The sequence below is a fragment of the Micromonospora sp. NPDC000668 genome (genome assembly GCF_042897975.1).
GTDB lineage: Bacteria > Actinomycetota > Actinomycetes > Mycobacteriales > Micromonosporaceae > Micromonospora.
The window spans coordinates 944908-960282 of the sequence record NZ_JBIAYP010000001.1 but is presented as its reverse complement, the minus strand read 5'-3'; the positions used below and the strand labels follow the sequence as shown (position 1 = coordinate 960282).

Here is a 15375-nt window from a genome sequence, read left to right as displayed (position 1 = left end):
ATGGCGAAGCCTCCCGGCTCGTCGACGTGGTGTCCCGTGAACCTCATCGGTCTACGTCGCGAACAACTCGAAAGTAAACCGATCACGGTCACGGGACACCAACTGGGTCGGGACCGGGATGGGGGAAAACCTCCAGGCGGAGGCGGATGGTTTCCGGCTTCCGACCGCCGACGGCGTTGCCTAGCGTCGTTCGTATGATCGAACTACGTGAGCTGACGAAACGCTACGGCGGCCGGGTCGCCGTCGACGGCTTGAGCGTCCGGGTACAGCCGGGGGTGGTGACCGGCTTCCTCGGCCCGAACGGATCCGGCAAGTCGACGACGATGCGGATGATCCTCGGCCTGGATGCCCCGGACCATGGCGAGGCACTGATCGGCGGCGTCCGGTACCCGGACCTGAACTGGCCGTTGAAGACGGTCGGCGCGCTCCTCGATGCCGGGGCGTTCCATCCCGGCCGCAGCGCCCGTGCGCACCTGACCGCGCTGGCGGCGAGCAACGACATCCCCGGTTCCCGGGTCAAGCAGGTGCTGCGCATCGTCGGCCTGTCCGACGCGGCAACGCGGCGCGCCGGTACGTACTCGCTCGGCATGCGCCAGCGGCTCGGCGTCGCTGTGGCCCTGCTCGGCGACCCGAGCGTCCTCCTGCTCGACGAGCCGGTCAACGGACTGGATCCGGAGGGCATCCGCTGGATCCGGGACCTGCTGCGCGGACTCGCCGCCGAAGGCCGGACGGTGTTCGTGTCCAGCCACCTGATCGCCGAGATGGCGCTGACCGCCGACCGGCTGGTGGTCATCGGCCGCGGCCGGCTGCTGGCCGAGACGACCGTCGCCGAACTCGCCGCCGGCGACGACAGCCTGGAGGACGCGTTCTTCCGGCTCACCTCAGAGGCCACCGACTATCGCGGAGTGGGAGCGTCATGAACGGGTACGGATTCCGGCACGTGGCCCGGATGGAGCGGATCAAGCTGAGCAGCGTCCGGTCGACGTGGTGGCTGGCGACCGCTGCAGTGGTCTCGATGGCCGCGGCCGGGGCCGGGGTGGGACTCGGGTACCGATCGCACACCCCGGTCGCCACCGCCGCCCAGATCCTGAACAACAGCCTCGGCGGCGCCATTGTGGCCCAGTTGCTGCTCGGAGCGCTCGGCGTCCTGGTGGTGACCGGCGATTACGGCACCGGGATGATCCGCTCGACGTTCGCCGCCGTCCCGCGGCGTCGGATCGTCCTGTCCGCGAAGGTCGCCGTGTGCGGCGGCGCGGCTCTCACCGTCGGCCTGGTCGCGAGCTTCGCCGGATATCTGGGCGGGCAGCTCGCGATCCGCGGCACCGCCATCCCGGCGGCATCCCTCGGAGACCCGGCGATCCTGCGCGCGGTCGTGCTGACCGGCGTCTATCTGGGCGTCACCGCGCTGATCGGGGTCGGCATCGGGACGATCGTGCGGCACTCGGGCGCCGCGATCGGCACGCTGTTCGGACTGATGTTCGTCCCGATGATCGCGGCCGGCCTGTTCGGCGAGAGCGGAATCCAGGTCGGCCGCTTCGTCCCGCTGTTGATGCTGCTCAACTCGATCGCGGTGACCTCGCCGCTACCCGGGCTGTTCTCCAGCTGGATCAGCGCGCTGCTGATGTGCGGGTACGCGGCGGTAGCGATTCTGTGCGGCGGCATGCTGCTCCGCCATCGCGACGCGTGACCAGCGACAATGAGCTGATGATCGCGCTGCGCGCTCCGTTCACCACACTCGCCCTGCGCCGGGCGGTGTTCTGCGTCGTCGGCGTGGTCAGTGCGGCCGCGATCCTGAGCGTACCGGCGATCGTGCCGGCCCTGGGCGTCCTCATCCTCTGGGCGACCGGAGCCATGTCCAACCAGCCCGCACCTACCGTCGCACCGTTGTTCCTGGTCCTGTTTCCGCTCACCATCGCGCTCCTGGTCGTGCTGGCCGCCCCGACCGGGCGCGCGATGGGAGCCCTGCATCGCTCACTCGCCGACCGGCTGCTCGACGTGCACGTGGACGCCCCGCCGCCCCGGCTCTCGAAGCGGATCAGCGCCGTGGTCTCCGACGGACCGGGCTGGCGCGCCGTCGGGTACGGCCTGCTCAAGGTGCCACTGGCCATCCCCGAGGGCTACGGTGCGTTCTGCTACGTATTCGGCCTGGTCAACCTCAGCTATCCGGTGTGGTGGCCGCTGTTTCGCAACCACCCGGCCGGCACGCGCCTCGGACCGGTGTGGGCGCTGACACCGTTCGGCACTATCGGTACGCGGACGTTCGCCGGAACGTTCCTCATCGCCGCGGCCGGCCTCGCCATGCTGCTGGTCGCACCGTGGTTGATGCGGGCCGGTACAACACTGGACCTTGCCGCGATGCGACGGCTGCTCGGCCCGCGTCGGCTCGCCGAGCGGGTACGCGAACTGCAGGTCACCCGGGCCCGCGCGATCGACGACGCGGCCGCGATGATGCGCAGGCTGGAACGGGACCTGCACGACGGCGCGCAGATCCGGCTGGCGACGCTGGCGATGAACCTCGGCATGGCGACCGAGAAGCTCGGTGTCGACGGCCCGCCACCCGACCTCCCACAGGCCCGCGAACTGGTCGCGCTCGCCCACCGCGGAGCGAAGGATGCCCTCGCCGACCTGCGCGACCTGGTGCGCGGGATCCACCCGCCGGTCCTCGACAACGGTCTCGGCGACGCGCTGGCGACGCTCGCGACGAGCAGCGCCATCCCGGTCGCGGTGAACGTCGAGCTGCCCGACCGCCCGGCGCCCGCGATCGAGACCATCGCTTACTTCTGCGCCTCCGAGCTGCTCGCGAACGCGGCCAAACACAGCCGGGCGACCCGTGTCAGGCTCGGCGTCGTCCGATCCGGCGAGCGCCTGATGTTGACCGTCAAGGACGACGGCATCGGCGGGGCGAACCCGGACGGTCCCGGCCTGTCCGGCCTGGCCCGCCGCATCGCCGTCGTGGACGGCCGGATGCGCGTACACAGTCCGACGGGTGGTCCGACCCGGGTCGAGATCGAGCTGCCCACACGGGTGTGAACGGAGGCGACGACATGCGGGTGGTGATCGCGGAGGATGCCGCGATGATGCGCGAAGGGCTGATCCGGCTGCTCACCGACCGCGGTTTCGAGGTGTGCGCGGCGGTGGCCGACGCGGATGCGTTGCGGTCCGCGATTGCCGCCAACGCACCGAACGTAGCCATCATCGACATCCGGATGCCACCGACGCACACCGACGAGGGACTGCGCGCCGCGATCGACATCCGACGCGACCATCCCGACGTCGGTGTGTTGGTGTTCTCCCAGTACGTGGAGACCCGCTACGCGACCCGCCTGCTCGCCGACCGGCCGGCCGGCGTCGGATACCTGCTCAAGGACCGCGTCGCCGACGTCGCCGATTTCGTGGACGCGCTGACCCGGGTGGCATCCGGTGGCACCGCGCTGGATCCAGAGGTGGTCGGCCACCTGATGCGGGCCGGGCAGGACACGGCCGGGGTGGCGTCGCTGACCCCCCGGGAGCGTGAGGTGCTTTCGCTGATGGCCGAGGGACGATCCAACGCCGGGATCGCGGCGGCTCTTGTCATCACCTCCGGAGTCGTGGAGAAGCACGTGGCGAACATCTTCGCGAAACTCGGTTTGCCGTCCTCGGATAGCGACAACCGCCGCGTCCTGGCCGTCCTCCGCCACGTCAGCGGCGGCTGATGTCACGTGCTGCCGGGTCTAGCTCGGGCCTCGGCCAACGCACGGTCAACCCAGGGGTGAGAGCAGATCAGGGTCGCTCCCCGTGGCCGTTCGCGTTACGGGGCCGATGTCGTGGCGCGAACGAGCGCAGTCCGGGATAGCCTTGGCGTATATGGCTACCTATCGCAGCGCCTCAGTGCTTCTCTCCTCGGACGGCACCAGGACCCCCGGCACCGCCGCCCTCTTCGCCGAGCCCGCCCGCAAGGGTAAGACCCCGCCGTGGGCAGGCGACTTCCGACCTGCCAACAGCGCCGGCAACGGCCCCAAGAACGCGGTCGGGAAGACCTTCACGTTGGAGCTGCCCGACGGCAGCACCGGCAAGGTCGTGGTCCAGAGCCTCAAGAGCGGGAAGGGAGGCGTCGTGCTGGCGTTGATGGGCGAGGACGCACCTCCCTTCTGACCAGGAAAGTGATCGCCGCCACCGGCTGAAGACGGCCGGTATGCGACCCTGTCGATGTCAATGCGTTCGGATAGCTGCCGGGCGCATTGCCTCACCCATGGCTGGGCGTCGACGAAGGTCAGGTGTACTGATCTCCCACGAACGGTGCTGGAACGGGCTGGCTCCACGTGTCGGTCAGCCGGCCAGCTGGTCGCGGCGGCGGGTGAGGTAGGCCCGCTCCGCGGGGTTGCCGGCGAGACCGATGGCCCGGTCGTACGCCGCCCGCGACTCGCCGCCGCGCCCGAGTCGCCGCAGCAGGTCGGCGCGCGCGGCGTGGAAGGCGTGGTAGCCGTCAAGGACCTCGGCGAGGCGGTCGATCTCGGCGAGCCCGACCCCGGGGCCGTCGACCTCGGCGACCGCGACCGCCCGGTTGAGCCGCACGATCGGTGAGGGGTCGAGCAGCATCATGCGGCCGTAGAGGGCGACGATGGTGGACCAGTCGGTGTCTCGGGCGGACGGAGCATCCGTGTGGACCGCGTTGATCGCGGCCTGCAACTGGTAGCGCCCGGCTGGGTCACCGCCGACCGCCACCGCCTCGAGCCGCTCGCGAACCAAGGCGTTGCCCTCGGCGATGAGGGTGCGGTCCCATGCGCCGCGGTCCTGCTCGTCGAGGGTCACCAGCTCGCCGGTGGGGGACACGCGCGCCGGCCGCCGGGCGTCAGTGAGGAGCATCAGGGCAAGCAGGCCGGCCACCTCGCCGTCGTCCGGGAGGAGAGCTCGGAGCAGGCGGCCGAGGCGGATCGCCTCGTCGGTGAGGTCGACGCGCACCGAGTCGTCCCCCTCGCTGGCGAGATAGCCCTCGTTGAAGACGAGGTAGACGACCGCGAGCACGCCGGCGAGCCGCTCGCGGATGTCGTCGGCCCAGGGCACCCGGTAGGGAATGTGTGCCGCCTTGATCTTCGCCTTGGCGGGTGATCCGTCGCGCCATCGTGGTCTCCTGCACCAGAAAGGCGCGGGCGATCTCGGGGACGGTGAGGCCGCCGAGCAGGCGCAGGGTGAGCGCCACCCGGGCCTCCAACGCGAGCGCAGGGTGGCAGCAGGTGAAGACCAGTCTGAGCCGGTCGTCCTCGACCGGGCCAGTCGGCTCAGGAGGGGTGTCGTTGTACAACATCCGGGCCGCCTGGTGCTTGGCGTCGCGCTGCGACTCGCGACGGAGCCGATCGATCGCCTTGCGGGTCGCGGTGGTGGCGAGCCAACCGCCGGGATTGGGCGGTACGCCCTCGCGCGGCCACCGCTCTGCAGCCGCTAGGAACGCCTCGGCCGTCGCTTCCTCGGCGACATCAAGATCGCCGAAACGGCGCGCGAGGCCGGCGACCACCCGCGCCCACTCCTCGTGGTGGGCACGGGTGATCGCCTGCTCGACGGTGGGACCAGTCACGGCTCCAGCAGCACTCGGACGGATTCCTCAGTTCGGAAGGGACGCACCTCGACCGTGCCGCGGCACGCTTTCGACCCCTCGGCGGCAAGCGCCAGGGCCACGTCGAGGTCGGCCGCCTCGATGACCCAGAAGCCGCCGAGGTACTCCTTCGTTTCCGGGTAGGGCCCGTCAGCGAAGGCCGGCTTCTCGCCCTGCCCGTCGACGGTGGTGGCGGTCGTCGCGGGCTCCAGGCCGTCGGCGAAGACGAAGTGACCGTCCCTCTGAAGCCTCTCGGTGAAGGCGTCGGCGTCGGCCAACGCCTGCAGCATGGCCTCCTGGGAGGGGTGGGTGCCGCACTCGGTGCGCTCGGCCGGTCCGTAGACGGACAGCAGGTACCGGGGCACCGCGCTCACTTCTCCCCAGAGCCGTTACGCCGGGCATGCCCGGGACCTCGGAACCGGTGCACCTCCTGCGGCCAGTCGAGCACGGTCGCGAGCCTGCCGGCCCAGTATCGCGCCGCCGCGTCGTCGGGCACGTCCACGACGGCGAAGCCGCCGAGGTGCTCCTTGGTCTCGACGTACGGGCCGTCAGTGAAGACGGGCTTGCCGTCAACCGGCTCGACACTGCACACCGCGGTGGAGCGGTCGAGCCCGCCGTTGGTGAAGATCAGGACACCGTCGGCTTGCATCTCCTCGATCACGGCCCGGGCGGCCGTGCCCTTCTCGCGCAGCTCCTCCGCAGTGTGCTCGGGCACCCACTCATCGTTGAAGGTGATCAGGTACTCCGTCATGGTCGTCTCCTCTCAATCCCGGGACGAGGGCCGTTCCTGACTCCTCGTGTCCGGCGGCCGGGCTGGCCGCCGCACACTGGTTCCACGAACGGCTGCGCCTTGATACGACACCATCCCGGAAACTCCTCTTCAAGGCAGCCCCGGCGTAGTGACTGAGGAAAGGATCGATCTCCGTTCGAGGTGTACGGCTGGGCGACCCCGTCGAGCGGAGGCACCACCGTCGGGGAGGCGCTCAATATCCTCGAACGGTTCGACCTGCGGTCGATGACCGCGACCCAGGCCATGCCTACTCCCTGGAGGCTGGCGTTCACCGTGGCCAGGCGGTGCAGCCCTGGCCACGGTGAAGAAGGTGCATCACGAAGCTCAATCGCCGAAACGGGCGACGAGCCGGCCGGTGACCTCGTTGTTGCGGAGCCGTTCGAGGCCGGCGCCGACCTCCTCGAACGCGATCTCCGTGTAGGTGGGCTCGATCTCGCTCCTGAGCAGCAGGTCGAAGACCTCCTCGATGTCCTGCACCGTGCCCCCGAGCGACCCGACGATGCTTTTGCCGAGGATCGTGGGGGTCGCGATCGTGAAGGTTGGCTGGCCCAGACCGACCTGTACCACCTTGCCGCCACGCTTCACAGCGGCGAGCGCCTTCTGTGTCGTGTCGAACCCGGCGTAGTCGACGACGAGATCGAAGTCCTGAGCGGGCCACTCGGCCGCGTCACGGACGACCGTCGCGGCGCCCGCGGCCGTGGCGAGGCCCCAGACCTCCTCTTTCATCTCGGCTACGTGCACTTCGGCACCCGCCAGGACAGCGGCCCGGGTACCGATCTGGCCGAGGCCGCCGTAGCCGATGACGCCGACCTTCATGCCGGCCGTCGCCCCGCCGGCCTTGATGATCGCGTGGTAGGACGTCATGCCGGCATCGGTCGCCAGGGCGGCCAGGGAGAGGTCCAGCCCGGCGGGGACGCGGGCGAGGTCCGGCGCGTCGGCGACCAGCTTGCCGGCGAAGCCACCGTGCGTGAACATGCCCAGCGGCGGCCGGACCCCGGAGGAGCAGACACCGACGACATCGCCGATCTTCCAGCCCTCGACTCCCTCACCGAGGGCACTGATCACACCCGCGTTCTCGTGCCCCTGGGTCATGGGCAGGAACGGCATCGTGGCCTCGCCGATCTCCATGTACATGAGGTCGCTGTGGCAGAGGCCGGCGGCCTTCACGTCAATGACCACCTCGCCGGGACTCGGCTGCGGATCCGGCACCTCGTTCAGAGCGATCGGTTTGCCCGTCCCCTCGAACTGCCAAGCCTTCATGCGCTGACTCCTTCCGGTGATGGGCCCGATGGCGACCCTCAGGCGACGGCACCGAGACACGGCTGATCTGCGAGCCGGCGCGCCGCACCGCGACTCAAGTATCCGTACACAACTGTACGCTTAGCTGTGCGGCCGCAACAAAATCGCGTTGTGGATCACGTCAGGCCACGAAGAGCGCCCGATGGAGCATCTCGCGAATGCGTTCGTCCCAGCGCTCGCGGCCTGCGCGCTCGTTCTGAGCCATCGCGCCCTCCGCCATCTGCAACGCCAGAAAGATCTCGGCCATCCCGACGCCCGCGTGCACCACCCCGCCGGCGCGACCCCGCACGAGCACCGCCTCGAACGCGTGCACCGTCCGTTCCGCCAGGCCTTCGAACCAGGAGATGTCCGCTCCGGCGAGTACACGCACCAGACTGCGGTTGGCCCGCTGCAGGTCGAGCACGAAGTCGAAGAGCTCGACAACGCCGGTCGGCCGATCGGCGAGTTCCTTCGCCCGTAGCTCCATCAGCTCGACCGCGCTTTCGTACACTGCGGCCACCAGCTGTTCTCGTGTCTCGAAGTTGCGATACAGCGTTGTACGGCTCACTCCCGCGGCAACAGCGACCTCCTCGAGCGCCACGTCAGGCCCGCGCTCGGCGAACAGATGACGGGCGGCCTCCAGCAAACGCTGTCGATTGACCGCCGCATCACGTCGCAGGCCACTTCGCGGGTTCGCTGACATGCCGGCAGAGTACCCAGTGCCCAAGGCCGGGCCCGAAGGGGAAATCCGTCGCGGGCCCCAGGGCGCTTGGCCGGCCGCGTCCGGACGGTGCCTGTCTTCGTAACCGTCGGTGCGGTACGTGCCACGCGGGAAGACGGCATCCGCACAGTCCTTGCCATCTTTCACGACCTCGAACTGACCCTGCAGACCGACGGGACGTGGACGGATCCCACGGAGGCAACCCGGCGAGTCAGAAGACGGTCAACTTCGATCTGACGAAGCTGCATGCGTACAGGCTTAGGCTGACTGGACTGCCGGGTCTGGCAGGTAGTGGCGATGCCGGCGGGGGCGACGATGAGCACCGACGATCGGATCGAACGGGCCAGAGAGGTCTATGAGCGGGCAGTGTTCGGCGGCGATACCAGCGCGTTGATCGACGCCGAACAGGGCCTGGACGCGGTCGAGGCCGATGCGGCGTTGGCGCGTGGGCTGATTCTGCATGCGCGGTTTCAGAGCGCGCACGCCGACGCCGGCTCGTTGCCCGCCGAAGATCCCGCTGAACTGCCGTTGTTTGAGCGTGCGCTCGCGTTGTACCGGGCACTGGGGGACACGCGCGGCGAGGCCGAGGCGTTGTTCTGGATCGGTTGTCTCCACCAGTTCATCCGGCGTGACAACGAGACAGCGGTTCCCTACCTTGAGAACTCCTGCCGGCTGGCGGCGCAGACCGGTGACAAGCCGACGCGGTCCGAGGCGCTACGGCATTTAGGCATCGTGGCGCACGCGGCTGGCCGGCTGGACGAGGCGCGCGAGCGGCTGGAGGAGTCATCCCGGCTGCGCCGGGAGGTCGGGGCCCTGCCGGGCGTGGCCTCCAACATGATCGGGCTGGCCTACATCGCCGCCGCCCAGGACCGCCGCGCGGACGCGCTCGCAACACTCGACGAGGCGCACGTTATCGCACGTGCGCATGATGCTCACGCCATCGTGCGGCACATCGAGCAGGCGAGAACGCAGATCTAAGCGTGCGGCCACGGGCAGACGTTCCGCGAGCCTGTAGCGGGCGCGTACTTCTGCCGCTGAGAACGCTCGAACCGCTCGCTGCCGTCAAGGCACTGTGAGCGGCGGGGGGTGTCGTGGGTGGTGCAGCAGCGCTGGTGGTGGCTCGGGTCCGGGCTGGTCTGGGTCGGCGGCGGTCCGCCGACCAGGGCCACCGGTCAGCGGCGGCCGGTGGCCAGGGCGACGAGGTACTGTCCGCCGCCTGCGTCGACGCTTGCGGTCACCGGCAGTCCGGGCACCAGCCGGGAGAACCGGTCGACCAGCCAGTCCGCCGCCTCCTGGGCGTCCTTCTTGCTCGGACAGCGGGCGACCAGCTCGCGGCCACCCTTGCGCTCGAGTCGCTCGGCGACGGTGATCAGCGGCGCGGGCTCCACCACGTGCAGACGGTCAGGCCAGGCGATGACCACCTTGACCGCGCCCTTGCGAGTGTTGCAGGCACGGTGCGCGAGTCGCTCGGCGACCTTGGCCTTCTTGTCGGCGGTGCGGCTGTCGACGCTGGGACCACGCGGGTCATTCACAGACATGTCGGCGTCGACCGGCTCGTCGCACACCCAGCATCGCCAACTGTCACGCCTCGCGACGTCATCGAGGAGACTCATCCGAGCAAACTAGCCTGTCGACCCCTCGGCCAACGACAGCCCTGGCCGCGGCGAGCGCCGCCAGTCCGAAGAAGGGTTGCAAAGGATCGCTCTCCTGCGCCTCCTCGAATCAGACAAGGATCGATGTCGGGCGGGGGCAGCGCTACTTCGAGCTGGGCAGACCCTCCCTTCGCAACCGCCTCGACCTCCCCATGGCGGAGGCCTCCGCGCCACGGTTACCGGCAGGAGGCATGCCAGATGAGAGCCACACCAAACCGCACTGGGCAGCCGGTGAGAGAGTCAACCCGCCGGTCACCTCGACCAAGCCTGGGCGGGCTGCCTCGTAGCACTCCAAGCCACCCATGGTCACGGCCCGCCCAGGTGCTGTTCGGGGGTACCACGACGGGCAAGTTGATCTCGTAGGATCCCGCCATGATCGTCTCGCCGACTGCCCTCACGACGGATCCGGCCGTCGCCAACCCGGAGCTGGTGCCGCTGCGTGACGCGGTCCGCGCAGGTGACTGGCCCGCCGTACGCGACCAACTGGCCACCCGTGTGGGTGACGCCAGGACCCGGGCGATCCGCACCGTGTCACAGGACGCCGCGCCAGGTTTCCTGGAGTCCGTCCTCGAGGCCGACCCGGCGGACACCGCCGCAGCCGCGATGCTCGCTGACCGGCTCACCGAAGAGGCGTGGGCGGTACGAACCCGCAAGATGGCACGGGACGTCAGTCGTGAGCAGTTCGAGCGGTTCCACGAGATGCTCGCCGGGGCGGAACGAGTGACGGCGGACTCCGTGGCGCATGACGGCAGCGACCCGGCGGTATGGACAGTACGGCTCGTGATCGCGCGAGGTCTCGAGATGGGGCAGGCGGAGACCCGAAGGCGGTACGAGCAGGTCGCGGCACACGACCCGCACCACCTGTCGGCGCAGAGCCAGCTGCTACAGCAGCTCTGCCCGAAATGGGGTGGGGCGGTCGAGGCGATGCACGATTTCGCGCGGCAGTGCGCCTCGTCGGCGCCTGAGGGCGCGCACAACGCCGTCCTGATCGCCGAGGCGCACCTTGAGCACGCGGTGTGGCTGCCCACCGGCGGGCAGGCGTATCTCAGCGGCCGGGAGGTGGTGGCCGAACTCCAGGACGCGATGGGACGCACTGTCCTCCACCCGGCCTTCCAGCGCACCGACGGCTGGGTGCACGTCTACCACTCCTTCGCCCTGCTGTTCGGTCTGATCGGTGATCGCAAGACCGCTCGGCCGCTGTTCGAGGCGACCGGAAACCTGGTGAGCGAGTCGCCCTGGAAGTACTTCGGCGACCCGGTCACCGTGTTCCAGGAGCACCGCTCCCGGGCGATGCGGAAGTGGCGGTTGTGGTGATTGAGCGGACCGAGGTGGACGGCGTTCCCGCCGTCGTCGCCCACACGAGCGGCCCGGCCCGGGCCGGGCTGCTGTTCCGGGTCGGCCAAGCCGACGAGACGCTCGCCCAGCGAGGCATCACCCACCTGCTCGAACACCTGGTGCTGCACCCGCTCGGCCAAGCGGACTACCACTACAACGGCTCGACGGGAAAGGTCGTCACCCACTTCCACCTCCAGGGCCCGGTCGATGCCGTCACCGACTTCCTTGCCAGCGTCTGCCGGTCCCTGCAACACCTCGACGACGCGCGGATCGAAATCGAGAAGTCCATCGTGTCGACCGAGGAGGGCGGGCGTGTCGTCGGTCCTCTCGACGAGATGCCGCTGTGGCGCCACGGAGCCCGTGACCACGGCCTGACCAGCTTTCCCCAGTGGGGCCTGCGCAACGTCACCGCGGGCGACCTGCGCGAGTGGGCCGCGCGGTACTTCACCAGGGGTAACGCCGTCCTGTGGTTTGCCGGTGAGAAGCTTCCCGCCGGGCTGAAACTCGACCTCCCGGACGGTGTCCGCCATCCCGTACCCTCGCCGTCGTCGGCACTGCCCAGCACGCCGGCGTTCTTCTCGGGCAGCTCACACGCGACCGCCCTCGACGCGGTGGTTCGCGATCGCCCGGCCAGCATGGTGCTCGCCGGGGTGCTGGAGCGCCGGCTCTTCCGCGCGCTGCGTCAGGAAGCCGGCCTTTCGTACACGGCTGCCACCAACTACGACCCACGTGGCGACGGATTCGCCGTGCTCACCGCCCTCGCTGACGCGCTGCCCGGCAAGCAGGACGCCGTCCTGGGAGGCTTCCTGGACGTCCTGACCGCGCTGAGGGTGGGTCAGATCGACGACGACGTCGCGTCGGTGGTGATTCGGGCGACCGCCGCGCTCGAGGGTGACGACGCCGACGCTGCCCGCCTTCCCGGCGTCGCGTTCCAACTGCTGACCGACCAGCCGGTCGTTGACCGCGACCACCTCGTCCGCGAGCTGAAAGCGGTCGACGCCGCGGCGGTCAGGGAGGTGGCTGTCGAGGCGCTGGAGTCGGCGTTGCTCATGACGCCCCTCGGTACCACGGCGGAGTGGGCCGGCTTCACGGCTGCGCCGACCGGGTCCACCGCCGCGCCGCCGCCCGCCGCCGGCGACCAGCACCATGCCTCCGGCACCGACCCCGCAGACCGGCTCGTGGTGGGTCTGGAGCACGTCAGCCTGGTGACCCCGGACCGGCGAGCAACGACGGTACGGTTCGACAACTGCGCCGCGCTGCTCGCCTATCCCGACGGCGGGCGCCTCATGGTCGGCGACGACGCCGTCTCGGTGCGCATCGAGCCGACGATCCACCTCGGCGTGGACACCGCCGCCGTCGACGCCCGGGTCCCAGCCCAGCGGCGTATCGCCATGCCCGCCCGGGAACCGGGCCAGATTCCTCAGCCACGCCGGCCAGAGACGACGGGGACCGAGGTGCCTCCCGTTCGGGCACGACAGCTCGACCTCAAACAGAAGGTGACCCTCGGCGTTTTCGCCGTCCTCACAGTGGTGATGGGCGGGGTGGCCCTGGCCGTGTCGATCGCCATGGCAGTCGGGGCTGTGCCGCTGCGCCCGCTCCCAGCGATCGGCGTCTGGATCGCCGCTGGCTACTTCGCTCGCAAGCTCCGTACGCACTGGAGTGAATCATGATCCGCAGCCCGATTGGGTGCAGGCCGGTGAAAAGGTCACCGTGGCGAAGAGCTCACCCGGCCGTGTCCCGGCCAGGCCGCTGAGCAGCAACGATGTCACCTTCGGGCCCGTTTTCCGGAGCCAACGACCTGCCACGGCAGACACACTACGGCGGCCATCGAGACCACCATGCAGGGTCGCGCCGCTCCCGCGGAGCGCGGGAAAGCCGAAGCTTTTCAGGCGTACTCATCTGCCGCTCTGGAGTGGGCCCGCAACAAACGCAGCGACGACGCCACCGCCGTCTACGCTGCCTGAACAGCCGATCCACGCCCAGAGCCGGCCAGCTGCCGGCGACACCGAGGCTCAAGACGTGCACCAACCACGCGGTCGAGTTGTTGGAGGTTCGTAGGCTCATGGAACGCACACACGCTGCCCACGCGTTTCGGGAGGCCGCTCAGTCCTTGGTCGATCTTGTGCTCACCGAGGACATGGTTTATTTCGATGCGCTGCCGGACCGAGTTGACCGGGAACTCGGCACACCGCTGGCCGGCCTTGGAAGTGCCCTGAGCGAGGGCCGAGAACTTTCTGCCATCCTCGACATGGCGCGCCTGGTCGAAGAGATAGCGGACGAAATCCGACCCTCGCTGCCAGAGGATCTGGCGAGCGCCATCTCGGACATGGCTACTGCTCGGCGCGACGTGGACTGACGCTCCCATCGTCGGCCAGCAGTGGAGTGAGCCGCTGCACCCACCGGTAGGCCATGACGTGATCGACCTCGACTCCGCGTTCAACCAGCATGCCTGATCCGGCACTGGCTGGTTCCAGTCGACCCGCGGTGCCGACCGGTCCGGGAAGGCGCAGGTCACACGGGGTTGAACAGCCCAGGGAGATTTGTCTCCCCGACACGCGAGCGGGCCCTCCGATCGTGATCGGGGGGCCCGCGTGGTCTCTACCTCTGCCTGCTGTTCACGCCCGACGCAGTGCGGAGCGGCCCGCGAAGCGCGCCGAGTCGCCCAGCTCCTCTTCGATCCGGATCAGTTGGTTGTACTTCGCCGTGCGGTCGGAGCGGGAGAGCGAGCCGGTCTTGATCTGACCGCAGCCGGTCGCCACCGCCAGATCCGCGATGGTGGTGTCCTCCGTCTCGCCCGAGCGGTGCGACATGACAGCCGTCCAGCCCGCCTGGTGGGCCGTGGTCACCGCGGCCAGCGCCTCGGTCAGGGTCCCGATCTGATTGACCTTGACCAGGACCGAGTTGCCGACGCCGGTGCGGATGCCCTCGCGCAGCAGCGTTTCGTTGGTGCAGAACACGTCGTCGCCGGTGAGCTGACAGCGGTCGCCGACACGGGCGGTCAGGTCGCGCCAGCCGTCCAGGTCGTTCTCCGCCATCGGGTCCTCGATGGAGACGACCGGGTAGGCGTCGATGAGCTTGGCGAGGTAGTCGGCGTGCTCCAAGGGGGTGCGGCGCACCCCCTCGCCCGCGTAGTCGTACACCCCGTCGCGGAAGAACTCCGACGACGCCGGGTCCATGACCAGGCCGATGTCCGTGCCGGGGCGGTAGCCGGTGCGCTCGATGGCGGTCATCACGAAGTCGAGCGCTTCCTCAGCGGTACGCAGCGCGGGCGCGAAGCCACCCTCGTCGCCGACGCCCGTGGAGTGCCCGGCGGCCAGCAGATCGCGGCGCAGGGTGTGGAAGACCTCGCTGCCCATGCGGACGGCTTCGGCGAAGGTGTCCGCGCCCATGGGCGCGATCATGAACTCCTGGAAATCCAGCGGATTGTCGGCGTGGGCGCCGCCGTTGACGATGTTCATCATCGGCAGCGGCAGGAGGTGGGCGTCGGCGCCGCCGAGGTAGCGGTAGAGGGGCTGGCGGTGGGCCGCCGCGGCGGCCTTGGCGGCGGCGAGGGAGACGCCGAGGATCGCGTTCGCGCCGAGCCGAGACTTCGTGGCGGTGCCGTCGAGGGCGACCAGCGCGGCGTCGAGACCCGCCTGGTCCGCCGCGTCCCGGCCGCGCACGGACGCCGCGATCTCCCCGTTGACGTGGGCCACCGCGCGGTCGACGCCCTTGCCGTGCCAGCGCGCGGAGTCCCCGTCGCGAAGTTCCACGGCCTCCCGGGCGCCGGTGGAGGCGCCGGAGGGGACAGCCGCGCGCCCCAGGGACCCGTCCGTTAGGACGACGTCGACCTCGACCGTGGGGTTGCCCCGACTGTCGATGATCCGGCGGGCGGTGACGGTCTCGATGGCGGCGTTGACGGTTCCGACTGCCTTTGCGGACATGGGAGGTCCTTCCCGTTGTCGTGCCGTGGCCCCGGCTGCGACAACGCTGGCGCTGAGCCCGACATCGGCAAACCTACAGCAATGCTGCTCAGTGTTGCTGTGCAGGTTAG

General features: G+C 69.6%; 15 protein-coding genes and 1 pseudogene. 9 read left to right on the top strand and 7 right to left on the bottom strand.

Annotation, left to right across the window (positions count from 1 at the left end; translation table 11 throughout):
- Positions 1-194 precede the first annotated feature (194 nt).
- From ACFY29_RS04345 to ACFY29_RS04325, 5 genes are all read left to right on the top strand, one after another.
- Positions 195-920: an ATP-binding cassette domain-containing protein gene (locus tag ACFY29_RS04345; RefSeq protein WP_328418284.1), complete on the top strand. Its 726-nt coding sequence runs from the start codon at positions 195-197 to the stop codon at positions 918-920.
- A complete protein-coding gene (locus ACFY29_RS04340; RefSeq protein ID WP_386983345.1) occupies positions 917-1687 on the top strand; it encodes an ABC transporter permease in 771 nt (256 codons plus the stop codon). Before ACFY29_RS04345 ends, ACFY29_RS04340 begins: the two co-directional genes overlap by 4 nt.
- Positions 1684-3030: a sensor domain-containing protein gene (locus ACFY29_RS04335; RefSeq protein ID WP_386983343.1), complete on the top strand. Its 1347-nt coding sequence runs from the start codon at positions 1684-1686 to the stop codon at positions 3028-3030. Before ACFY29_RS04340 ends, ACFY29_RS04335 begins: the two co-directional genes overlap by 4 nt.
- A 14-nt stretch (positions 3031-3044) precedes the next feature.
- Positions 3045-3692 (top strand): LuxR C-terminal-related transcriptional regulator, encoded by a 648-nt coding sequence (locus ACFY29_RS04330; RefSeq protein ID WP_386983341.1) that lies wholly within the window; start codon positions 3045-3047, stop codon positions 3690-3692.
- Between the two features lie 151 nt (positions 3693-3843).
- Positions 3844-4131, top strand: coding sequence for a hypothetical protein (locus tag ACFY29_RS04325; RefSeq protein WP_328418276.1), 288 nt, complete (start codon positions 3844-3846; stop codon positions 4129-4131).
- Between the two features lie 174 nt (positions 4132-4305).
- Here the strand turns inward: ACFY29_RS04325 and ACFY29_RS04320 are convergent.
- The 5 genes and pseudogenes from ACFY29_RS04320 to ACFY29_RS04300 all read right to left on the bottom strand — a co-directional run bounded on the left by ACFY29_RS04320 (position 4306) and on the right by ACFY29_RS04300 (position 8337).
- Positions 4306-5548, bottom strand: a pseudogene (locus ACFY29_RS04320) (RNA polymerase sigma factor).
- Positions 5545-5931 (bottom strand): YciI family protein, encoded by a 387-nt coding sequence (locus ACFY29_RS04315; protein WP_386983338.1) that lies wholly within the window; start codon positions 5929-5931, stop codon positions 5545-5547. The pseudogene ACFY29_RS04320 and the gene ACFY29_RS04315 overlap by 4 nt, the downstream one beginning before the upstream one ends.
- Positions 5932-5936: 5 nt before the next feature.
- On the bottom strand, positions 5937-6317 hold the full coding sequence (locus tag ACFY29_RS04310) for a YciI family protein (RefSeq protein ID WP_386983336.1): 381 nt from the start codon (positions 6315-6317) through the stop codon (positions 5937-5939).
- Positions 6318-6680: 363 nt separating this feature from the next.
- A complete protein-coding gene (locus ACFY29_RS04305) occupies positions 6681-7616 on the bottom strand; it encodes a zinc-binding dehydrogenase (RefSeq protein WP_386983334.1) in 936 nt (311 codons plus the stop codon).
- A 160-nt stretch (positions 7617-7776) separates the two neighbouring features.
- On the bottom strand, positions 7777-8337 hold the full coding sequence (locus ACFY29_RS04300; RefSeq protein ID WP_386983332.1) for a TetR/AcrR family transcriptional regulator: 561 nt from the start codon (positions 8335-8337) through the stop codon (positions 7777-7779).
- Positions 8338-8670: 333 nt separating this feature from the next.
- Between ACFY29_RS04300 and ACFY29_RS04295 the strand changes: the two genes are divergently transcribed.
- Positions 8671-9333, top strand: coding sequence for a tol-pal system YbgF family protein (locus tag ACFY29_RS04295; RefSeq protein ID WP_386983330.1), 663 nt, complete (start codon positions 8671-8673; stop codon positions 9331-9333).
- A gap of 194 nt (positions 9334-9527) precedes the next feature.
- On the opposite strand, the gene ACFY29_RS04290 is transcribed toward ACFY29_RS04295, so the two are convergent.
- Entirely contained in the window at positions 9528-9968 is a 441-nt protein-coding gene (locus ACFY29_RS04290; RefSeq protein WP_250790935.1) for a hypothetical protein, read from the bottom strand.
- A 411-nt stretch (positions 9969-10379) separates the two neighbouring features.
- Between ACFY29_RS04290 and ACFY29_RS04285 the strand changes: the two genes are divergently transcribed.
- From ACFY29_RS04285 to ACFY29_RS04275, 3 genes are all read left to right on the top strand, one after another.
- Positions 10380-11321, top strand: coding sequence for a hypothetical protein (locus ACFY29_RS04285; protein ID WP_386983327.1), 942 nt, complete (start codon positions 10380-10382; stop codon positions 11319-11321).
- A complete protein-coding gene (locus ACFY29_RS04280) occupies positions 11318-13012 on the top strand; it encodes a M16 family metallopeptidase (protein WP_386984630.1) in 1695 nt (564 codons plus the stop codon). The genes ACFY29_RS04285 and ACFY29_RS04280 overlap by 4 nt, the downstream gene beginning before the upstream one ends.
- A gap of 392 nt (positions 13013-13404) precedes the next feature.
- The gene (locus ACFY29_RS04275; protein ID WP_386983325.1) at positions 13405-13698 is read left to right on the top strand and encodes a hypothetical protein; all 294 of its coding nucleotides are present in this window, start codon (positions 13405-13407) and stop codon (positions 13696-13698) included.
- Between the two features lie 259 nt (positions 13699-13957).
- Here ACFY29_RS04275 and eno read toward each other — a convergent pair whose 3' ends face one another.
- The gene (gene eno, locus ACFY29_RS04270; RefSeq protein ID WP_386983324.1) at positions 13958-15265 is read right to left on the bottom strand and encodes a phosphopyruvate hydratase; all 1308 of its coding nucleotides are present in this window, start codon (positions 15263-15265) and stop codon (positions 13958-13960) included.
- Positions 15266-15375 lie beyond the last annotated feature (110 nt).